We start from the raw sequence: 21587 nt of genomic DNA on the forward strand, positions 1-21587 counted from the left end.
GAAAGGTAAAATAAGGTGCTCTTAAAATAGAGTATTATGTAAATATATCACACTTTATTCTATGTTTAGGATTTTTACGAATAAAAAGAGATAATTCGGTTAGGAATCCTTTAATTATTTTCAAAGACCATAAGAGCAAGAATGAGGACGAATGAATGTGTTTTTCCTGATAATATGATGGCTAATAAGTAATAAGGAGGCATCATGATGTCAAAAATTCAGGAATTTAATGAGCTACATTCAGCTAAAGAACTATTATTTATAGGAAATGCGTGGGATTTATTATCTGCGTTAACTTTAGAAAAAGTTGGTTTCAAAGCAATTGGTACAACAAGCTGGGGAATTGCCAATTCACTAGGGTATGAAGATGGTGAGTTAATTGATTTTGATCGACACTTAGCCATTATTAAAACAATTGCAAACAATGTAAAAATACCTGTTTCCGCAGATATTGAGGCGGGATATGGACAAGATCAGAAAACAATTTTAGAAAATGTTTTAAGGACGGCAGATGTTGGTGTTGCAGGTATCAATATTGAGGATTCACTCAAAAAACAAAAGGGATTACGTAATTTAAAAGAGCATTGTAACCTTCTAGCAGAAATGAGAACGATGTTAGATAATCACGGTTATAAAAATTTCTATATTAATGCTAGAACAGATACGTATTTTCTGATGCAGCATCCATTTATAGAAACTATGAATAGAGCAAAGGCTTATGCGGAGAGCGGAGCAAGTGGCATATTTATTCCAGGATTAACAGATGATGAGGAGATAAGCGAAATAACTTTGAATATAGATGCACCCATTAATCTACTTTCTTTACCTGAACTGACGGATTGTAATAAGCTTAAAGAATTAGGGGTAAAACGTTTTAGCTTCGGCAATGCACTATCAGACAAAATAATAGCTTATTTAAAAATGAAATCTAGCCAATTACTGGAAAAGCAAAATACGGCGTTTTTATATGAGAAATAGGCTGCAAAGGGGATGGAATAGTGAACAACAAAATCAATCTTTCATTTGAGGAAATGTGGGAGAAAATTATGGCCTGTAATCAAACATATGATGGGCTATTTTATACGGCTGTAAAGACTACTAAAATCTATTGCCGTCCTTCATGCAAATCGCGAAAGCCGAAAAAAATAAATGTAGAATTTTACGACGATATTCAAAAGGTTGAGAGTGCTGGATATCGTGCATGTAAAAGGTGCCAGCCTGAAGTGGTACTCTCTCCGCATACTCAACTCATCAAAAAAGTAACAACCTATTTAATAAATGAGTATAAACAACGGTTAACATTACAGGATATTGCTAATTTTGTAGGGATAAGTCCTTTTCATCTTGAACGCCTATTTAAACAAGAAACAGGTGAAACACCGCGAGCTTATTTAGAAAAAATAAGAATAGATAAAGCCGTATATTTTTTAAAAAATACAAGCTATACAAATCTTGAGGTTTGCTATGAAGCTGGATTTCAAAGCCCATCAAACTTTTATAAAGTGTTTCGGAACTTAAAATATTGTTCACCAAGTGAATATCGAAACCTTGTGAGGAGTTGGACATGAATTGGATCAATAACGAAACCTATATTGTGATTAATACACCTGCAGCATTTAATTATACTGAGTGTTTAATATTCTTAAATAGATCTAAGCAAGAGGTGCTGCATCAAATAAAAGACGGCTATTTATATAAATTGCTTCAAGTGGATGGACAAAATATTTTATGTAAAATAGGATATCAATCAAATTGTATCAAAGTTGAATTTCCAATACACGCACCATCTGAAAGAGTCTTAGAAAAAATTGTACAGTACATTTGTGAATGGTTTGATTTAGAAAGAAATTTGCACAGTTTTTATGAAATGGCTCAAAAAGATAAAATTTTGCTGCCTCTCGTTAAAAAATACTATGGATTACGAATAATAGGCATGCCAGATTTATTTGAAGCACTCGTATGGGCAATTATTGGACAACAAATTAATTTAACATTCGCATACACATTAAAAAGACGATTTGTAGAACAATTTGGAGAATGCTTAACATTTGAAGGAGAATCCTATTGGCTGTTTCCGACATCTGAAAGAATTGCTGCTATTCAAGTGGACGACTTAAGAAGCTTACAATTTACAGCTAGAAAATCTGAGTACATTATAAATATTGCAAAAATCATGACAAACGGACAATTAACAAAAGAAAAATTGCTTCAACAGGAAGATTTTTTAGAAAGCAAAAATTTCTTAATGTCAATTCGGGGTGTTGGTGCACGGACAGCTGATTATGTGCTGATGAAATGCATACAAGATCCAACCTCGTTTCCTATTGCAGATGTGGGTCTTCATAATGCCTTAAAAAATCAATTAGCATTAAATCGTAAGCCGACTGTTGAGGAAATCAAGAACATTTCAACACATTGGAAAGAATGGGAGGCTTATGCCACTTTTTATTTATGGAGGTCTCTATACGATGAAACAATATAAATTAGATTTTAACTCTCCCATCGGCATCATTGAAATAGTAGGTTCTGATACAGAGGTATATTCAATAATGTTTTCTGAACATGATCAAATAGTAAATGTTCCTCAAAAAGATACACCTCAGGTTATTATAGATTGTCAACAACAGCTACATGAATATTTCATCGGTAAGCGCCATGAGTTTACATTTTCTTATACTTTTGAGGGAACGAGTTTTCAAAAAGAAGTTTGGACTGCTTTAACAAGTGTTGCTTACGGCGAAACAGCAACATATAAAAAAATTGCGGCTTCCATTGGCAATGAACAAGCTGTGAGGGCTGTAGGAAGTGCAAATGGCAAAAATCACTTAAGCATCGTCATTCCTTGTCATCGAATTATTGGCTCAAACGGAACATTAACAGGCTATGCAGGAGGGATGTGGAGAAAGGAATGGCTACTACAACATGAAAAATGGAATAGTAAGGGAATTAAGAAATAAATTTATGATTTATCATCTCTACGTTTGGGTGATAAACCATTTAAAAAGTGGTTTATTACCTTTGATTTTCTAACGTTCCTTTGTTTGTAACATAACTTAGCCTAGGAATACGTTTTGTATAAATAAGCGGCAATTGCTAAAAATAAGACCGTCAAAATGGGTGATTTAATTACTTGATAAGTATTTGTAATTTTCCACTTGTTATGACAGTTTTTTTTGCAATATCGACGCTTTTTATACATGTGAGGAATGAACTTCAAGTGTATTACTGGCTTCGTATTTACAAGTGAAGGAGGTGTAAACGTGAGCGTAGTTTATAGAATCGCTTTAGTGTTAGTCATCATTGGAGCAATCAACTGGGGACTTATAGGATTTTTTAGATTTGATTTAGTTGCCTATTTGTTCGGTGGACAAACAGCAGTATTGTCACGATGGATTTATGCATTCGTTGGATTAGCAGGACTAGTATCCTTACCTGTTCTTATTATGCGATTTGATGAGGACGAAGATCTTGTTCATGATCGTGACCATCATTCTCGCATAGACAGAAATCCAAGCTATGGTATGGAGTTTGGTGATGAAGCAGATTTTACTGCATTAAAAACAACTAATGTGCTAAAAGAAGAAAAAAAGGATTCACATAGTAAAAACAAAAATAAAAATAAAAAATAACCTCGAGTTTATTCCTCAAAAAAACTGATGACCATTTGGTTTGTCAGTTTTTTCGTTATGGCTAGGATAAAAAATCCGCAAAGATATAAGGGATTGGCACCCAGATAACGAAGCGGATTTTTACTTGAAGCCCTTCATTAGCCGCTATCACTTAGAAATGGTACATGGACACCAACAAACTAGATTTGGATTTAAGAACGGAAATCTTATGGTGATAAAATTTATTGGTGCGTCAACACATCCTCAATCAAAAATGCAATATAGAGATTTGTTTTTGTAAATGGGTTACTTAAGTCCATATCTAATAGCGTTTCTATTTTTTTTATTTTATAAAGTACTGTATTGCGATGAATAAATAGACGCTCACTAATCCTACGGGTACTTCCATTTTCATCGAGGTAAATGCGTAGAAATTGTACATAATCTGAGTTATGCAATTCATCATAGCGATAAAGCTGACCTAAGATGTCTTGGCTATATGATTTGATTAAAGTTTGATTTTGCACGGCCATAATAATTTTGTAGGCACCAATTTCTTTATATTTATATAGGAAGCGATTGTTATGAAGCTTTGCTAATTGGATTACTGTTAATGACTCATCATAGCTTTTACGAACATTTTCAAGCTCTTTATGATAATTTCCTTTTCCAATGATAATATCCAAGTAACCATTTTTTTGCGTAATTTTGTCGTAAATTTCTTCAACAACTTTTGAGAAGGGAGTATTTGGTGTATTGATTTGTGCTCTGTCGATTAAAAAGATGAGGTGATTTTTATGCTTTAGTTTTAAGAAGCGTTTATATCTATTTTGAAATGCAAATTGGATCATGACCTCGTAGCGGTCAATATTAGCTTGTGCACCATTTGTTGTACATGAAATAATGGCTAGCTCCCTACCTTGTGGAAAACCTAGTAGTGCTAATTGATCTTTAATATAGTTGGCGTTTTGTTTGTAGTGAAAAAGTAAGTTATAAAGAACCTTTTCTTCAATAGAAAGCTCTTGATGGTGATTGGCGATAAATTGAAATGTTGTTTTTAATAGATCGGCTATTCGATAATTCCATGGCATGTGAAAAATAGGGAAATCATGTTCATTGGCAAAAGAGATGACTGATTCTGGTATATTTGGAATGTATGGTCCGGTATTAATAATGAAACCTGCTACCTTTTTAGTGAAAGCTAGTTTTACGAGTTGCTCTAAGGAATCTCCATCTGAAGATAAATTAATACCTGTGGTCACGACTAATTCATTAGGTCTACAAAACATAATTAAATCGATGCTTTCTACTACATTAATCCCTGTAACTCTTCGATACGTTCCGTTATGTCCAGCTACTAATGTTAGCATTGGGAATTGGACACCCTCTACAATTTTGCGAATTGTCCCCATTTTCTCCCCCCTTATTATGAACATAACTTACCATATATTATGTGCAGATGCACATATTTTTTTAGCTTGCTATCTATATCTCATAATTTTTATCTCTTATAGAATGTGTATAACTACTGTGAAAGAGAGGACTTGCATATGTATAAGTGTAATAGTAGACGATTGCAAGAGTTAATTGAACAATTTAGTCAATTTGGAGCTACTGAAAATGGTGGCGTAACTCGTTTGTCTCTTTCGAATGAGGATGTATTAGCAAGAAACTATTTTTGTGAGTGTTGTGATGAATTAGGGATGGATATCAAAATCGATGATATGGGTAATATTTATGCCATTTTGCCTGGGAAAAAGGATGTTCCTCCAATTGTTATGGGGTCGCATTTAGATTCCGTTGAAAAGGGTGGGAAATTTGATGGTGTATTAGGCGTTTTAACGGCTATTGAGGCTATTAGAACGTTAAAAGAAAACGAGATTGAGCTAGATATCCCGATAATGATTGTGAATTTCACGAATGAAGAAGGTGCTCGTTTTGATCCAGCGATGATGAGCTCTGGGGTTATTTCAGCGAAATTTGATAAAGAAAAAATGCTGCAATCTATCGATAAAAATGGCACTAGTTTCAAAGAAGCACTGCAAGCAAGTGGCTTTGAAGGAGATCAAGAAAATCGTTTAAAGGAAGCACTTGCTTATATCGAATTGCATATCGAACAAGGACCTGTTCTAGAGGCGAAGCAGTTGGAAATTGGCGTTGTTGAAGGTGTATTAGGTATGGTGTGTTATGAAATTACGGTTGCAGGGCAGTCCAATCATGCTGGAACGACACCGATGACAATGCGTCAAGATCCGATGATCGTAACTTCAAAAATCATTACGTATTTACATGAAGAGCTCGGAAAAATTGATGAACAGTTAGTGTTTACCTTTGGTCGAATGAATGTTTCTCCAAATATTCATACTGTGATACCGAACAATGTGACATTTACGATAGATTCACGTCATCAAAAACCAGAGATCATGCAAAAAGTAGAGGACATACTGAATAATCTTCCTACAGAGGATATGGGCTGTAGCATTAAGCCAGTTAAGCTATGGGGTAGAGATACAGTCTATTTTGAACCTCATATTTGTAATGAAGTGGAAAGGGCTTGTCAGAGCTTCGGTTATACTGCTCATCGAATGTTTAGCGGGGCAGGACATGATGCGCAATATATCGCAAGCATTGTCCCATCAGCAATGATTTTCGTACCAAGTATTAATGGTAAGAGTCATTGCGAGGAAGAGGAAACAACATTTGAGGATTGTGCGAAAGGAGCAGATGTATTACTTGAAACAGTGTTGACGCTACAAACAAAGTTTAGTGTGGGGGAGACTTACACGTTACATTAAAGTTGGTTTTCCAAACATTGTCATGATTGAGCATTCTCCATTATTTTACGAAGGGTGAGGGGCAGAATGAAGAAAATTATTAAAGGTGGACGAGTGGCGACAGCTGCAGATGTTTTTGAGGCAGATATTTTAATTGAAAACGGAAAAATTGTTCAAATTGGCAAAAATCTATCCGACATTGGGGCAGAAGTTATTGATGCTACAGGTAAATATGTGATGCCAGGAGGAATTGATCCTCACACACATTTAGATATGCCATTTAACAATACTGTGACTGATGATGATTGGAAATCTGGTACCATTGCAGCAGCTTTCGGTGGAACAACTACTATTTTGGATTTCTGCTTAACGGCTGGCGAGGATAAACTTTCAGCTGCAGTTGAAAAGTGGCATGACAAGGCGAAGGGGAAATCAGCCATCGACTATGGATTCCACTTAATGATTTGTGATTTAACCCCTGAAACAGAAGTCGAATTGCCGCAGATCTTAGAGCAAGAGGGTATTACTTCTGTCAAGGTATTTATGGCGTATGCGAAAGAATTTCAAGCCTCAGACCGCACCCTTTTTAAGGCTTTTAAAATAGCGAAAGACCTCGGTGCTGTTGTTATGGTGCACTGTGAAAATGGTTCTGTTATTGATGAGCTTGTAGAAGAGGCGCGACGTGCAGGTCATAAGGAGCCGATTTATCATGCGCTTACTCGTCCAGCTGAATTAGAGGGCGAAGCGACAAAACGTGCAATTGAGTTAGCCCATATTGCTGGCGCTACCCTTTATGTTGTACATGTAACTTGTAAAGAGGCAGTAGATGAGATTATTGCTGCGCGTGAAAAAGGCTATGACGTTTATGGTGAAACATGTCCACCATATTTAACTTTGGATCAATCTGCTTTAGCACAACCAGGTTTTGAGGGTGCAAAATATGTTTGGTCCCCACCACTTCGACCGAAATATCATCAGGCTCATTTATGGAATGCTCTAAAAGCAAAACAACTACAAACAATTGGCTCTGACCAATGCTCGTTTAGTTTTAAGGGTAAAAAGCAGTTAGGAATAAATGATTTTTCTAAAATTCCTAACGGTGGGCCTTTTATTGAAGATCGCTTTAGTATTTTATATTCAGAAGGCGTAGCAAAAGGAAAAATTTCTATCAATGAGTTCGTCGATATGATTTCCACAAGTGCAGCAAAAGTATTTGGTTTATTCCCACAAAAAGGAACGATTGCAATCGGTTCTGATGCCGATATCGTTATTTTTGATCCAGAGGTAAAACGAGAAATCTCGGCTAAAACACATCATATGAACGTGGATTATAACCCATATGAGGGATGGGAAGTAACAGGTGAACCAGTCAGCGTACTAGTACGTGGAGAATATGTCATTAAAAATAAAGAGTTTGTCGGTGTACTAGGTAGCGGACAATATATAAAACGTGCATTAAAAACAACGGCTACAGAAGCACTAAACATTTAGCATGATCCCGCATTAACGGGCAGTAATACTCCCACCACAAAATTTTTGCAAAAGCTGAGAAGTTAGGTGGGAGATAAAAAGCCCGATTCGTTCAACTAATAATCAATGGGGGATGAAGAGACCCCCACTGATTAAAGTTTCACTTTATGACCGATTGCTTTGGATGGAGAACAGAGCAATCGGTCTCGTAATATCTTCATTTAGCTACAGAAGACTATCTACCTCTATAGGTGGTGAGATGAATGTTGAATGTGGCTTTTTTCAATGGTCCTAGCATCAATTACGCCTAGGTGTAATAAGAAGGAAAAAATGAACACATGAGGGGGATGTGGAAATGGCTCCGAATCAAGAAAATGCAATGTCCCAACAGTTAAACCGTAATTTTATGGAATTGACTAGCAGGATGACAAAGAATGAAGCAATAGAGGAATCTAATCGTTGTCTTTATTGCTATGATGCACCGTGCATTAAAGCCTGTCCAACGAGTATTCAAATCCCAAATTTCATAAAAAAAATTGCTTCTGGTAATATGAAGGGCTCTGCTACGACTATATTAGAAGCAAATCCAATTGGTGCAAGCTGTGCAAGGGTTTGTCCAACGGAGGAACTATGTGAAGGGGCGTGTGTGTTAAATTCCTCAACAAAGCCAATTAAAATCGGAGAGCTACAGCGCTTTGCAACAGATTGGGCAATGGCAACGAACGCTCAGCTATTTAAGCAAGGGCAAAACAATGGACATAAGGTAGCGATTATTGGTGCAGGTCCTGCTGGTTTATCGGCTGCTCGTGAACTAAGTCGATTTGGTTATCAGGTCACTATTTATGAAGCTGAATCGAAAGCTGGTGGCCTAGGAAGCTATGGTATTGTGTCGTTCCGTTTACCAAATGAAGTCGTTGATTGGGAAATTGAACAAATCGAAAAGCTTGGTGTGGAAATCCAAACAAACACAACTGTCGGTATAGATATTTCTGCTGAAGAAATTTTGGAGCAATATGACAGTGTAATTTTAGCAGTTGGTATGGGAGCTGTGCCGAATCTAGGCATTGAAGGAGAAGATTTAGACGGTGTACATGATGCAATAGAGTTTGTCAGAAAGACAAAAATGGGACCGCTTACAAAAGATATAGTTGGGAAGCGGGTGGCTGTCATTGGTGCGGGAAATACCGCGATTGACGGTGCTACATGTGCAGTGCGTTTAGGTGCTGATAATGTTCAAATTCTTTATAGAAGAACACAAAAAGAAATGACTGCTTACAAATTTGAATATGAATTTGCCAAGCAAGATGGTGTGGAGTTTAAGTGGTTAACAGCACCGAAAAAAATTATTGGTAATGAGTCAGGTGAGGTCGTAGGTATCGAATGTACGAAAATGAAGCTCGGTGAAGCGGGTGCTGATGGTCGTCAAAGACCTGAGGAGATTAAGGGGTCCAATTTTATTATTGAAGTGGATGCTGTTATTAAGGCAATCGGGCAAACACGTTTTGTATCATTGATTGAAGCTTTTGGCTTACAGCATACAAATGGTGTTGTTGATATTGATGAAACGACAATGCAAACTTCGAATGACAAAGTATTTGCGTGTGGAGATGTCGTCTTCGGAAATGGCCAGGGCGAGGCGATGGTTGTAACCGCTGTACAGCAAGGAAAAGACGCAGCATACAAGATCCATGAACGTTTAACTTCTTTCAGCGGAAGTCTCCCTCCTCTATAGGTGATGAGATGAATGCAGATTTAAGCTACTTTTCAACAGGCTGAAAGAAGTTAAAGCCTCCGGCGGATGTCACGGAATCGGAAAGGAGTTCTTTGTGCTAGCACAAAGCCGATTCCAGACACAATTATGCCGAGGCATAATTGATAAAACCAAGTGAGATTGCATAAGGGAGGAACTACTATGGCAGACTTACGTATTGACTTAGCGGGCATCAAATCGCCTAATCCATTTTGGCTTGCGTCGGCACCGCCAACGAATTCAGGCTATCAAGTACAACGTGCATTTGAAGCGGGGTGGGGTGGTGCTGTATGGAAGACATTGGGGGATCCGATTTTAAATGTTTCTTCACGCTTTGCAGCTGTTAGCTTTAACGGACAAAGAGTAGCTGGCTTCAATAATATTGAATTGATTACGGATCGTCCGTTAGAGGTAAATTTACAAGAAATTTATGAAACGAAAAAAAGGTTTCCGCATCACGCAATTATCGCTTCCTTAATGGTGGAGCCAAAGCAAGAAAAGTGGCATGAGATTGTTAAACGAGTAGAAGATGTGGGAGTTGATGGTCTTGAGCTTAACTTTGGTTGCCCACATGGGATGGCAGAACGAGGAATGGGGTCTGCCTCTGGTCAAGTACCTGAGTTGGTGGAAAAGCAAACGTACTGGGTGAAAGAGGCTGCGAAAACTCCAGTAATTGTGAAGTTAACACCGAACATTACCGACATTACGGTAACGGCAGAAGCGGCTACAAGAGGTGGAGCGGATGCCATTAGTATGATTAATACAATTAACAGCTTGGCTGGTGTTGACTTAGATACATGGAATACAGTGCCTCATGTAGCTGGAAAGGGTGCACATGGTGGCTATTGTGGTCCTGCCGTTAAACCAATTGCGCTCAATATGGTTGCAGAGTGTGCTCGTAATCCATTAATCAATGTTCCTATTTCGGGCATTGGTGGTATTTCCAACTGGCAAGATGCTGCTGAGTTTATATTAATGGGAGCTACAGGCGTGCAAGTTTGTACAGCAGCAATGCATCATGGCTTTAGTATTGTTGAGGATATGATTGATGGACTCAATAACTATTTAGACGATAAAGGCATTGCCTCTGTCATGGATTTAGTAGGTCGCTCAGTTTCTAGATATTCCAATTGGGGTGACCTGGACTTAAATTATAAAATCGTGGCTGAAATTAATAATGATGTTTGCATTAACTGTAACAAGTGCCATATTGCATGTGAGGATACATCGCATCAATGTATCGACTTATATTCAGAAGATGGCCGCCCAATGCTGAAAGTGCGGGAAGAGGATTGTGTAGGCTGTAATTTATGCTCAATTGTTTGTCCTGTAGATGATGCTATTACAATGGTTGAACGCAAATCTACAGTTCCACCAATGACTTGGAATGAACGTCAATCTTTAATTAGCAGTCTATCTAAGTAAAAAGTCTAAAATCAATTTCACCTTGGCTTAATTGCGTTTGTATGCTTAATCTTCATTCGTCTCACTACCTTCTGAGGTGGGAGTATTTTGTCGAAGGAAGATAAACTGAAATTCCACCTTCCTTCAGCATTTTCGTTGGAGGAAGGAATAACCTCATGTAAGTTGTCACGGAAATTTGATAAAAAAGGAGAGATTATATGGAACATGATGGGAATTATTTAAAATCCCCAGATTTACTTCCAGTGACACATCAACAAAGAAATATCGGAACATTTGGTTTTGCAGTAATTTGGATAGGGATGGCAATTGTATTAGCGGCTTTTGCAATAGGTGGCACAGCAATTATAAGCTTACCATTGCCAATGGTGATTTTAGCAACGTTGATTGGCTCTTGTCTAATTGGTGTATTTATGACGTTAATTGGAGATATAGGCATTGAACATGGCTTATCATTCCCAGTATATATGCGTGCTCCGTTCGGTACATTTGGCACACATATTCCGTCACTTGTCCGAGGTGTAACGGCTGCCTGTTGGTTCGGTCTGAATACTTATTTTGGAGCATTAGCGATAAACGGCATTTTAAATTTACTTTTTAGTTTTGATAATTGGTTTGTCTGTTTCATTGTCTTTGCAGCACTTCAGTTATTTAATACATCACTAGGTATTAAATCTATTGAACGCTTTGCAGATTTAGCAGCACCAGTTATCATTTTAATTTCCTGCTGGATGTATTATACACTGGCAGATCATGCAGTAGCTCAAGGGAAAAATATTTGGACGTGGGTGGAAGCGCCAACAACAGGATTCTCAGCCTTCACTGCATTTATGGTAGTGATTATGGCGAATATGGGATTTTGGTCGACGCTAGCAGCCGATATGCCTTCACTTTCACGCTTCTTTAAAGCACCGAAAAATGAACGTAATTGGTTCAAACGCAATAAAACACAGCTAGTTGGCTCATTAATCGTCATGCCGATTACAAATACTTTCATAGTAACAATTGGTGCCGTGTGCTATATGGCTGTTGCTTCTGCTGATCCAATCAATGCACTACAGCAAAGCGCAAGTGGCTTTATTTTAGGAATCTTACTGTTAATGATTGTATTAGCACAATGGTCGACTAACACCTCTGCAAATGTTATCCCAGCTGCAACGATCTTCTCGAATATCGGTGGGCCAAAAGTGCCGTTTTGGGTGGGGGTTGTTATTGCAGGAATCATTGGTATTCTAGCACAACCATGGAGTTTATTTGATGTGTTAGTCAATGCACTTTTAATTATCGGGGGAATTTTAACAGCCATCGTTGGTATTCTATTTGCCGATTATTATTTAATCCGTAAACGTCGCGTGCATGTAAAAGCACTTTATGACTTAGAGGGTCAGTTTAAATATTTGAAGGGCTTTAACATAGCTGGTTTAATCGCTTGGGTTATCGGTGGTGCAGTGGCAAATATATTCTCCACTTATTCTTCATTAGTAGGGTTCTTTGTAGGGGCACTTGTATATTATGTATTAGCGAAGTATTGGTGGTTCAAAAAATACCCTCAAGCTGAGCTAAAAGATCCAAGTGATGCAAAATATTTAGGGATTACAGCTGGTCACAATTTGGATGAACTATTTGGACAGCAACAAGCGCCTGCTCCAACCGTTGTTCCAAATGAGGATGATGTCGTTGAACAACCAGATCCGGTGTTAGATATAAAAGGTGCTGAATAAAGTGAAACGTGGGGTTCCTCTTCATCACCCACTGATTTTGTACCTGACGCTTCGCTTTCGGCAAAGACAAATTACGGCCGTTAAAGCGGGATGAATTAAACACCAAACGTATTTTTAAGAGGTTGATAACGGAAAGGTGGAGTGATAGCATGTCAGAACATCAACAAAGCACAGAAGAAATAAAAAAAGTGGATCATTATTTAGATAGTGGCTTTAAAATCAAATATGTTTATGAAAATCTAAGTGGAATGTTTGTAGAATTTGCGCGTCAAGAAGAGGTTGTTCTGCTGCAAATTCTAACAGCGGATGCACGCAAATATTTCTCTGCAAAGCTCCAAGAACAGACGTTATTACAGTAATAAAGTAGACTCTATTCCATTCATTGTTACATGATGGAATAGAGTTTTTTTACGTAATAAAATAGGCTTTTACTCTAAGTTGATCCGTTTACGGCAAAAGCAAGATAAAATTGTTGCTACAACAGCTAATCCAATTGTAATAACAGCCAAAGTGATGGATAGAACATTCAAAGTCGTGGATAGAACCGCCGAAATCGTGGATAGAACATTCAAAGTCGTGGATAGAACCGCCGAAATCGTGGATAGAACATTCAAAGTCGTGGATAGAACCCCCGAAACAGTGGATAGAACATCCAAAGTGACGGATAGAACACAATGCTCAGAATCATTGTCGTATTGCCATAATCGTGTTTTTCCTAAAAATACAATTGTGTTTTTTAACGGAATTTATTATTATTATAAGATAATTCATTGTAGAAAGAACTTTAGAAAGAGGCGTAATTTAGTGGCAAATAAAGAATTAAAAAGGGGATTAGATGCTCGTCATATCCAAATGATTGCTCTTGGTGGAACTATTGGCGTGGGCCTGTTTATGGGTTCTGCTAGTGCCATTCAATGGACAGGGCCTTCCGTGCTCCTTGCATATGCTATAGCAGGTATTTTTATTTTTTTCATTATGCGAGCAATGGGAGAAATGCTTTATATGGAGCCAAGTACAGGTTCCTTTGCAACGTTTGGCTATAAATATATACACCCATTAGCCGGTTATTTAACGGCATGGAGTAACTGGTTTCAGTGGATCATTGTTGGGATGTCAGAGATTATAGCAGTAGGAACATATATGCAGTACTGGTATCCTGATTTACCAGCATGGATTCCAGGTTTAATTGCAATGGTGATTTTAGGCGTTGCCAACTTCATTTCTGTTAAAACGTTTGGAGAATTTGAGTTTTGGTTTGCCATGATTAAAATTGTGACGATTGTTTTAATGATTGTTGCGGGCTTTGGTCTTATTTTCTTTGGTATTGGTAACGAAGGTGTGGCAATCGGATTATCGAACCTTTGGAATCATGGAGGCTTCTTTACAGGTGGCTGGACAGGCTTCTTCTTTGCGTTATCATTAGTAGTTGCAGCCTATCAAGGCGTTGAGCTTATTGGGATTACGGCAGGAGAAGCGAAAAATCCTCAAAAAACGATTACGAATGCGATTCAAAGTATTATTTGGCGTATTTTAATATTTTATATCGGTGCAATCTTTGTCATCGTAACAGTTTATCCGTGGGATGAATTAGGTACGATTGGTAGCCCATTTGTTGCAACTTTTGCAAAGGTTGGAATTACCGCTGCGGCAGGAATTATTAATTTTGTTGTCATTACAGCAGCAATGTCAGGCTGTAATAGTGGCATTTATAGTGCGGGACGTATGCTGTATACGCTTGCCATGAATGGACAGGCACCTAAATTTTTTGCAAAGCTTTCTAGTAATGGTGTTCCTATTTTCGGCACAGTAGGCGTGTTAGTTGGTTTGGTCATCGGTGTTGTTCTAAGCTACATAGCGCCAAAAAATTTATTTGTATATGTATACAGTGCAAGTGTATTACCGGGGATGATTCCTTGGTTTGTTATTTTAATAAGTCAAATACGATTTAGAAAAATAAAAGGTGAACAACTGTCAAAGCACCCGTTCAAAATGCCCTTTGCACCATTTACAAACTATATAACAATTGCCTTTTTAGTAATGGTCCTAATCGGTATGTGGTTTAATGATGATACTAGAGTTTCACTTATTGTGGGAATTATTTTCTTAGCTCTTGTTATCATTAGCTATTATGTTTTTAGAATTGGAAAAGAACGACGAGTTAATAAATAATGAAATGTTGAAAGGGTGTATTTCATTTATGAGATACATCCTTTTTGCTTTTGTGATAAAGATATTGTCATTTTTGCAAAACGAGGGGTGATTTCCGTTCTGACTGAGCGTTTTGTTGCTGCCGCTTCGCTTTCGCATAGATAAAACATTTGCCGCTGACGCTTCGCTTTCGCGCAGAGCAGAGCTTCCTGGGGGCGTCTGATGAGCTGCTTTTGTTGTTGACGCTTCGCTCTCGCACAGAAAAAATCCACTGCCAGCCTTCACTCCAATCAACCACTTAGCATGTATCCTCAGGCATATCACTCTAATTTATTGTGATAAAATGAAACGACTTTTCTTAACCATTTTGGTTTTCAATACTACAAAAGGGACACTCCATTAATAATTGGATTGTCCCTTTTAACTACTGTTCTTTTCGCATAATAAAGCTTAAATGTCTGCCAGCCTGTTTATCTTGACGGTAAGAAAAACCATCTGGGCTAAGGAATGTACACGTTGAATCAATCGAAATCTGCTTAGAAGGGATACCTGCAAGCTCACATTGCTTTTTCACAGTTTGTTGATTATCGATATGATATTTATTTGTTTGTGCATTGTAATACATAAAATCCTCAGCATAGCCTAGGTTGTGAAATTTTTCATAGACATCTGTATCCACCTCAAATTTCTCCTGACTAAGTGCCATACCGATTTGTACGTGAAAATCTTGTGGATTACATTGTTCATGCTCTATCAAATGTTCGAAAAGCCTTGGTGTGACTTCCTTAACTGTGCCTTGCCAGCCTGAATGTACTACGCCAATAAGACCATTAACTTCATTATAAAAAATGACAGGTACGCAATCTGCTGTAAAACTACATAAAAGTAAATTTGGCTCTAATGTATAAAGTGCATCAGTATTACTAATGGCAGTGTCCATTTGCTCTGCGCCGCGTCCTTTATCAGAAATCGTGACTTTATGGAAATTGGCACTATGTGTTTGTTGAGTGCAAATAAAATTATTCAAGTTACAATGCAATGTAGTTGCCAATTTTTCTCGGTTTTCTAGCACATCAGCTTCATTCACACATGTATGTAGTGCCATATTGTTTTGTTCTAGTTCGATGTCATCCTTTAAGGTAGTGCCTGCGATAAATTGGTCGTTATCAAAATAAATTTTATTTTTCATATCATCACCTCGTCTTACTATATATGATTGCTTAATGAATGTATAGGCGCTTACTCTTAAGATTTTTAAGAGCCTTGAGTATTTTCTACAATTCTTTTGACATAAAGAATTGATTTCTTCACATATAGTAATCGAAGAATGATAATTAGAGGGAAGGAGTTTGTAGATTTGACTCAAGAAAAATTCATACTGATTTCCCAATTCGGCATGTGGCTATTTTGGATTATTACATATATATTAATCATCAAACAAGGAATAAAGGATAAGAGATATGGGATGCCCATGGCCGCAATTTGTGCCAATATTTCATGGGAATTTATTTTTTCATTTATGTATCCGCTAAATGACTTGCAAAGGATCCTTACTTTCCTGTGGTTTCTTTTGGATATCTTCATTTTGATGCAATTTTTACTTTATGGTTATAAGGAGTATAAAAAAATTATTCCGAGAAAGGTATTTTATACATCTTTTTTCATAACACTCGTAGTAAGCTTTCTCACGATTTTAGCGATGATGCATGAATTCAAAGATACGGCAGGCATATATGCCGCGTTTTTCCAAAATCTGATGATGTCAGGGCTTTTTATCGCCTTATTCATTCAAAGAGGGAATTTAAGTGGACAATCAATGGGCATAGCCATTTGTAAAATGATTGGAACTGTGTTAGCAGCAGTTTGCTTCTATTTGTATTTTAGAACACCATTGATTACTATCATTTCGCTTGCAATTTTTATTTATGATTGGATTTATATAGTATTGATCTTTAGGTTTAATGTGAAATATGCAAAATGAAAAAATTGATAAAGGGATGTACCGTGCCCTGCATCTATAAAATGAAAACACTCTACAATGTCACTCAACTTTGTAGAGTGTTTTCATTTTATAAACAAATAAAAATAATGAAATGAAACACACTATCAGCAATACACGAATAAGATGTCTCTGTAGTATGAAGATAGGGAAGGTGTTTTATTTGAAAAAGAAGTGGATAACCACACTATGTATTATTTGTACGATTGGGCTAATTGGCTGTCAGGGGAAATCTGCGGATGAGAAAAAACAAGAACAACAAGTTCAAGAGTCAGAGCATAAAGCTGATGATGTAAAAAAGCCTGTTACCTTTGAACAACAACAAGCAGAGCCAGTCGTTGTTGAAATTGTAGATCCTTCTACACAAGCCATCGTACAAACCATTTCACCGCAAGAAATGGACTATGAACGTGATAGACTATCGTATACAAAACAAATTGAGCAATTAGCAAAAGGTTTAGCGAGAGGGAATGAAAATACAACCGGCTATGATAAGCGTATGATACTTGATAAGCTGGACGATCAAGGAAAAGTAATTAAAGGTAGTCCTTTAACTGTTTTAAAAGAAAGTGAATTAGTAGAGAGAATATTAGAAGCATCAGCAACTGGTGGTACAGTGGAGATGCCTCTATCTGTTACAGAAAGCGGCTATAATTTTGAAGATATTCCATATTTAGAAGACGTGGTTGTGGCATCCTATACAACTTACTTCAATACGCATGATGTAGGAAGAAATAAAAATATTGAACTTTCTGCGAAGGCAATTAATAATGTTATCGTTGGAAGTGGAGATTCTTTCTCCTTTAATACAGTCGTTGGACCTAGGGACGAAGTAAATGGTTATCAGCCTGCACCAGAAATCATCAACAAAAAGGTTGTGATGGGCATTGGGGGAGGTATCTGTCAAACGTCCTCAACCTTATTTAATGCGGTTGATCAAATACCAGTAAAATTTGTTGAACGTCATCACCATTCTTTAGATGTCGGGTACGTTCCAAAAGGAAGAGACGCTACAGTTTCCTATGGTGGCTTAGATTTCAGATTTCAAAATACAACTAACGTACCTTTTTTAATTAAAGCTAGCTATAGTAAAAATTCTCTTACAGTTGAGTTAAGAACAGCGGAAAAATATGTAGAAATCTTGAAAAAGCAATAGTATTGCTCTTTACAAAACGAGGAGTTGATTTCCGTTCCGACTGGGCGCTTGGTTGCTGACGCTTCGCTTTCGCACAGAGCAAAGCTTCCTGGGGGCGACCGATGAGCCGCTTAGGGCAACAGATGTTTTTTTTGTGCGAAAGCGTAGCGGCAGCGGCAACAGCAGGATGTTAGTCACGAAGGCGTTATCACAGGATGTGATGGTTTTAGCCTTCGTTCCTCTATTGCTAATCCCCAAGGAGTCGCCCAGTCTCCACTCCAATCAACCACTTCGCTTAATATGTATCTTCAATCTGTTCCTCTAATAAAATGAAGCTGCAGCAATGTTTTTTATGTGCGAAAGCGGAGCGACAGTGGTATATCTGAACACTTTAAATCATTCCCACTATAATTTTTTCAACAACAAGAGGATCATAGCCATTTTTTAATTGCTATGATCCTCTTAGCTTATATGATATTTAAAATTTCTTGTGGTGTAGCTACTTTGTACTCGGGATCCTCTTGTTGTACAACATCAATAGCATCATATCCCCAACTAACCCAAATAATAGGCACGCCCACTTTTTTGCAGGCTACAATATCTCTTTGTTCATCACCAATGTATATAACTTCTGAAGGTGTAATGCCTGAGTCCTTTAAAAAACTTTTTATCACTTTATCCTTTCCAAAAATACGGTTTGAAGAAAGAACATTTGACACACAATGAATACCGTTCATTTTTAGAAATTCTAAAATGTTCTCCTGTGAATTGGAGGAAATAATAAGGATTTTATAGCCTCTTTGATCAATTTCCGTAAGGACTTCTTTAATACCATCATAAAGGTGAACATCATTTAATGACTGGCGGTACAGGCGATAAAACTGTGGTAAAATCATGGGCAATTTATACATAGGGAAGTCGAATAATTTACTGCGTTCCGCTATAGATAGTTTTTTTAATGATTCGATTTCCTTTAACTCTATTCCTTTAAATTTATACTTTTGCGCAATCGTATTCCAAGCTGATGTAAACACTGCTGTTGAATCAGCCAGTGTTCCATCAAAATCAAAGATAATATATTTCATGACAAACTTTCTCCTTTAATCATCTAATTGTAAAGACGTCTTTTTCTTGAAAATGTTACTGCCTATTTTAAAATAATGACATGATTATACAGAATATGTAACAGCGTATTATAAATGACCCCAGATGAATAATTTTTTTTCGAATGGGTAAATATTTTTTCAGGGTAAAGGGGCTTATGGCAACTTCTTTGGTAAAAATTGTACCGAAAAATGTGTCGAAATCAATAATGAAATTATCTATACAGTTTTTATGTAGTTGAATGGACAAAAAAAGTACCTGTCATCCGTTAGTATTGAGCTGGATGACAGGTACGACTATTATGAAGCATCTTGTGATGTTGTATCTCGTTTTTTTGTTAAATAATATGCATTTACCGAGGAAGTGATAGGAATGATAAGTGCGATTCCAATACCTGCGCAAAATATCATAATAAGTTCAGTGGCAAATACTTTAGAATTAATGATTTCACCAATTGAATAAGATAAATCTTTGAACCAAATGAGCAAGCTTAAATATCCACCAAAGAAAGCGAAAAATAATGTATTTGTATCTGTACCTAAAATGTCCCTTCCAATGCTTAAACCTGATGTAAATAATTTTTTTCTGCTAATTAACGGATTATGATGAAGAATCTCATGCATGGAAGTAGCAATAGAAATGGCAACATCCAAAATTGCTCCAATCGTACTCATAATAATAACGGAAGCTCCAATTTGCACAAAATTGACGCCAATATAAAGAGAAAATATGCTAATCTCTTCAGAGGATTCTTCCCCGAATCCTCGAATCATTGATTTCTCCGTTACAAAAACAATGAATAGTAATAAAATTACAATCGTAATCATTGTAGAAATGAATGCAGTTACTGTTTTACTACTCATTTCATTAATAAAAAATAAGCTAATCCAGCTAATGACGGTACAGGCAATGAGCGTTAATATAATTGGACTATTTTTCTGATTGGTCATTAAAAAGATGGTGATAAAGAGTACTCCAAAGTTTAAAAATAAAGATAGAAAAGATCGTACTCCTTTTTTTCCACCGATAACAATCATCAATATGAATAAAATGGCAGTTAACCATACTAATACATTCATTATTTTGCCCTCTTTCGATTAATGAAAAAAATAGAAGTGTATAAACTGATTGGAATCGTTAAGACAACACCGATTCCACCTGCTAGGGCCCTAGCTAATTCTAATGAAAGATTCATGGAAAGTGTTTGCCCTAATGGATAAGAGTTTTTTAAATATAAAATCAACATAGGGATTGAGCCACAAATATAAACAAAAAACAAAATACTTGTAATCGTTCCCATAATGTCTTTCCCGATGTCCATCCCTGAGGTTTTCAATGCTTGGTCAGATATTTCTTCGTTTTGCTCAAATAAAGCGAACATTGAAGAAGCCATTGTGATGGAGACATCCATTACAGCTCCTAGTGCTCCAATAAATAAGCCAGCCATAAAAATCACTCGATATGGTCGCGTTAAAAATTGCATTTCTTCATATCGAAGCCCATTCTCGGATGTAATCCACAAAACTAAAGCGCTAATCAATATAGAAATAAATGTTCCTATAAGTGTTGCCATTATCGCTGCATATGTTTTTTCATTCAAGCCGTTAATGAGAATTAAAGAAATGACCGTAAATAAAAGAACACATACCCCGCTAATAAATATCAAATTTATATTAGAATTTATATATAAATCCAAAGCGTATGATAATACAAGCGAATTTACAATTAAACTGATGATTGAAAATAATCCTTGTCTTTTACCGACAATTAGCAAAGCAAAAATAAAAATCCACGCCACTATCAAGACAAACTGATCACGTTTCACGTCTAAAATAGCCCCAGTTAAATCTCCATTTTTGTCTGTATTTACTTTAATGGAAACAAATAATTTATTCCCAACATGGTACTCTTGATCAAAAGCCCCAGATGCTGAATACTCATTTGTAAAATGAATAAGCTTACCTTTTTTTTCACCATTTTTTAATACAGCTGTAATTTGCTGAGTATATAAATGATCTTCATTTTCATACATATCTGTTACAGGGTTTGATTCTTTTAATTCCGTTTTTATAACTTCCGCAATTGGACGATCATAAAATGCTTCGTTGTGATAAACGAAAAAAACAGAAGCGATAAAGCAAATTGCGATAAAGGTATAAAATATAAATTTAGATTTTTTTTTCAAGATGTTTTGCAATAAAAAGCCTCCAATGTGAGAAAGGAATCTGATTGTACTTATGCGTTCATTGTTAAAATGGCACGAAAATGACTCACAATATCACTAATTTTTTAATGTCAAGCAGATTTAAAAAATGCCATTATAAAGTAACGTGCTAATTGAATAGAGGTTCCTTAATTATATAGTAGATTTTAGCTTACTTAGTTAGTTTTAGCATAATTAAATTATTGTTATTCATTATGTAAGTGTTTATTAATTTTTTGCTTATGACAAATGG

19 protein-coding genes are annotated in these 21587 nt (G+C 36.6%); 14 read left to right on the top strand and 5 right to left on the bottom strand.

What is annotated here, in order from left to right; all coding sequences use genetic code 11:
- Positions 1–207 precede the first annotated feature (207 nt).
- The 5 genes from ACIQ7T_RS04425 (at position 208) to ACIQ7T_RS04445 (ending at position 3629) form a co-directional block, all read left to right on the top strand.
- On the top strand, positions 208–978 hold the full coding sequence (locus ACIQ7T_RS04425; RefSeq protein WP_370082703.1) for an isocitrate lyase/PEP mutase family protein: 771 nt from the start codon (positions 208–210) through the stop codon (positions 976–978).
- Positions 979–998: 20 nt separating this feature from the next.
- The gene (locus tag ACIQ7T_RS04430) at positions 999–1568 is read left to right on the top strand and encodes a bifunctional transcriptional activator/DNA repair enzyme AdaA (protein WP_370082705.1); all 570 of its coding nucleotides are present in this window, start codon (positions 999–1001) and stop codon (positions 1566–1568) included.
- Entirely contained in the window at positions 1565–2482 is a 918-nt protein-coding gene (locus ACIQ7T_RS04435) for a DNA-3-methyladenine glycosylase family protein (RefSeq protein ID WP_402868829.1), read from the top strand. Before ACIQ7T_RS04430 ends, ACIQ7T_RS04435 begins: the two co-directional genes overlap by 4 nt.
- Positions 2469–2957 (top strand): methylated-DNA--[protein]-cysteine S-methyltransferase, encoded by a 489-nt coding sequence (locus tag ACIQ7T_RS04440; RefSeq protein WP_402868831.1) that lies wholly within the window; start codon positions 2469–2471, stop codon positions 2955–2957. Before ACIQ7T_RS04435 ends, ACIQ7T_RS04440 begins: the two co-directional genes overlap by 14 nt.
- 303 nt (positions 2958–3260) lie before the next feature.
- Entirely contained in the window at positions 3261–3629 is a 369-nt protein-coding gene (locus ACIQ7T_RS04445; RefSeq protein WP_402868833.1) for a DUF378 domain-containing protein, read from the top strand.
- Positions 3630–3850: 221 nt separating this feature from the next.
- Here ACIQ7T_RS04445 and ACIQ7T_RS04450 read toward each other — a convergent pair whose 3' ends face one another.
- The gene (locus ACIQ7T_RS04450; protein ID WP_370082713.1) at positions 3851–5020 is read right to left on the bottom strand and encodes a PucR family transcriptional regulator; all 1170 of its coding nucleotides are present in this window, start codon (positions 5018–5020) and stop codon (positions 3851–3853) included.
- Positions 5021–5158: 138 nt separating this feature from the next.
- On the opposite strand from ACIQ7T_RS04450, the gene ACIQ7T_RS04455 reads away from it, so the two are divergent.
- The 7 genes from ACIQ7T_RS04455 (at position 5159) to ACIQ7T_RS04485 (ending at position 14914) form a co-directional block, all read left to right on the top strand.
- A complete protein-coding gene (locus ACIQ7T_RS04455; RefSeq protein WP_402868835.1) occupies positions 5159–6403 on the top strand; it encodes a Zn-dependent hydrolase in 1245 nt (414 codons plus the stop codon).
- A gap of 66 nt (positions 6404–6469) precedes the next feature.
- Complete coding sequence (gene hydA, locus ACIQ7T_RS04460) at positions 6470–7873, top strand: dihydropyrimidinase (RefSeq protein ID WP_402868837.1); 1404 nt, start codon at positions 6470–6472, stop codon at positions 7871–7873.
- Between the two features lie 334 nt (positions 7874–8207).
- Positions 8208–9584, top strand: a complete 1377-nt coding sequence (locus tag ACIQ7T_RS04465; protein ID WP_402868839.1) for an NAD(P)-dependent oxidoreductase — start codon at positions 8208–8210, stop codon at positions 9582–9584.
- Between the two features lie 180 nt (positions 9585–9764).
- A complete protein-coding gene (preA, locus tag ACIQ7T_RS04470; RefSeq protein WP_370082721.1) occupies positions 9765–11027 on the top strand; it encodes an NAD-dependent dihydropyrimidine dehydrogenase subunit PreA in 1263 nt (420 codons plus the stop codon).
- A gap of 197 nt (positions 11028–11224) precedes the next feature.
- Complete coding sequence (locus ACIQ7T_RS04475; RefSeq protein WP_402868841.1) at positions 11225–12745, top strand: NCS1 family transporter; 1521 nt, start codon at positions 11225–11227, stop codon at positions 12743–12745.
- A 149-nt stretch (positions 12746–12894) separates the two neighbouring features.
- On the top strand, positions 12895–13104 hold the full coding sequence (locus ACIQ7T_RS04480) for a hypothetical protein (protein ID WP_049666712.1): 210 nt from the start codon (positions 12895–12897) through the stop codon (positions 13102–13104).
- A gap of 445 nt (positions 13105–13549) precedes the next feature.
- Entirely contained in the window at positions 13550–14914 is a 1365-nt protein-coding gene (locus ACIQ7T_RS04485) for an amino acid permease (RefSeq protein ID WP_370082725.1), read from the top strand.
- A gap of 403 nt (positions 14915–15317) precedes the next feature.
- On the opposite strand, the gene pgeF is transcribed toward ACIQ7T_RS04485, so the two are convergent.
- Positions 15318–16082 carry a peptidoglycan editing factor PgeF gene (gene pgeF, locus ACIQ7T_RS04490; protein WP_370082727.1) on the bottom strand — a complete coding sequence of 255 codons (765 nt, stop codon included), beginning with the start codon at positions 16080–16082 and terminating at the stop codon, positions 15318–15320.
- Between the two features lie 168 nt (positions 16083–16250).
- On the opposite strand from pgeF, the gene ACIQ7T_RS04495 reads away from it, so the two are divergent.
- Positions 16251–16874: a transmembrane-type terpene cyclase gene (locus ACIQ7T_RS04495; protein ID WP_370082729.1), complete on the top strand. Its 624-nt coding sequence runs from the start codon at positions 16251–16253 to the stop codon at positions 16872–16874.
- Between the two features lie 181 nt (positions 16875–17055).
- Positions 17056–18048, top strand: coding sequence for a VanW family protein (locus ACIQ7T_RS04500; RefSeq protein ID WP_370082731.1), 993 nt, complete (start codon positions 17056–17058; stop codon positions 18046–18048).
- A gap of 446 nt (positions 18049–18494) precedes the next feature.
- Here the strand turns inward: ACIQ7T_RS04500 and ACIQ7T_RS04505 are convergent, their stop codons facing one another.
- From ACIQ7T_RS04505 to ACIQ7T_RS04515, 3 genes are all read right to left on the bottom strand, one after another.
- Positions 18495–19112, bottom strand: coding sequence for an HAD hydrolase-like protein (locus tag ACIQ7T_RS04505; RefSeq protein ID WP_370082733.1), 618 nt, complete (start codon positions 19110–19112; stop codon positions 18495–18497).
- A 318-nt stretch (positions 19113–19430) separates the two neighbouring features.
- Positions 19431–20210, bottom strand: a complete 780-nt coding sequence (locus ACIQ7T_RS04510; RefSeq protein WP_370082735.1) for a YibE/F family protein — start codon at positions 20208–20210, stop codon at positions 19431–19433.
- Complete coding sequence (locus ACIQ7T_RS04515) at positions 20210–21328, bottom strand: YibE/F family protein (RefSeq protein WP_370082737.1); 1119 nt, start codon at positions 21326–21328, stop codon at positions 20210–20212. The genes ACIQ7T_RS04510 and ACIQ7T_RS04515 overlap by 1 nt, the downstream gene beginning before the upstream one ends.
- Positions 21329–21587: the final 259 nt, after the last annotated feature.

It is taken from the genome of Lysinibacillus sp. NPDC096212, assembly GCF_044763105.1.
Lineage (GTDB): Bacteria > Bacillota > Bacilli > Bacillales_A > Planococcaceae > Lysinibacillus.

Coding starts and splice junctions, on each gene's coding strand:
- ACIQ7T_RS04425 (WP_370082703.1), top strand. CDS start 208: ATGTCAAAAATTCAGGAATTTAATGAGCTACATTCAGCTAAAGAACTA.
- ACIQ7T_RS04435 (WP_402868829.1), top strand. CDS start 1,565: ATGAATTGGATCAATAACGAAACCTATATTGTGATTAATACACCTGCA.
- ACIQ7T_RS04440 (WP_402868831.1), top strand. CDS start 2,469: ATGAAACAATATAAATTAGATTTTAACTCTCCCATCGGCATCATTGAA.
- ACIQ7T_RS04450 (WP_370082713.1), bottom strand. CDS start 5,020: ATGGGGACAATTCGCAAAATTGTAGAGGGTGTCCAATTCCCAATGCTA.
- ACIQ7T_RS04455 (WP_402868835.1), top strand. CDS start 5,159: ATGTATAAGTGTAATAGTAGACGATTGCAAGAGTTAATTGAACAATTT.
- hydA (WP_402868837.1), top strand. CDS start 6,470: ATGAAGAAAATTATTAAAGGTGGACGAGTGGCGACAGCTGCAGATGTT.
- ACIQ7T_RS04465 (WP_402868839.1), top strand. CDS start 8,208: ATGGCTCCGAATCAAGAAAATGCAATGTCCCAACAGTTAAACCGTAAT.
- preA (WP_370082721.1), top strand. CDS start 9,765: ATGGCAGACTTACGTATTGACTTAGCGGGCATCAAATCGCCTAATCCA.
- ACIQ7T_RS04475 (WP_402868841.1), top strand. CDS start 11,225: ATGGAACATGATGGGAATTATTTAAAATCCCCAGATTTACTTCCAGTG.
- ACIQ7T_RS04480 (WP_049666712.1), top strand. CDS start 12,895: ATGTCAGAACATCAACAAAGCACAGAAGAAATAAAAAAAGTGGATCAT.
- pgeF (WP_370082727.1), bottom strand. CDS start 16,082: ATGAAAAATAAAATTTATTTTGATAACGACCAATTTATCGCAGGCACT.
- ACIQ7T_RS04505 (WP_370082733.1), bottom strand. CDS start 19,112: ATGAAATATATTATCTTTGATTTTGATGGAACACTGGCTGATTCAACA.
- ACIQ7T_RS04510 (WP_370082735.1), bottom strand. CDS start 20,210: ATGAATGTATTAGTATGGTTAACTGCCATTTTATTCATATTGATGATT.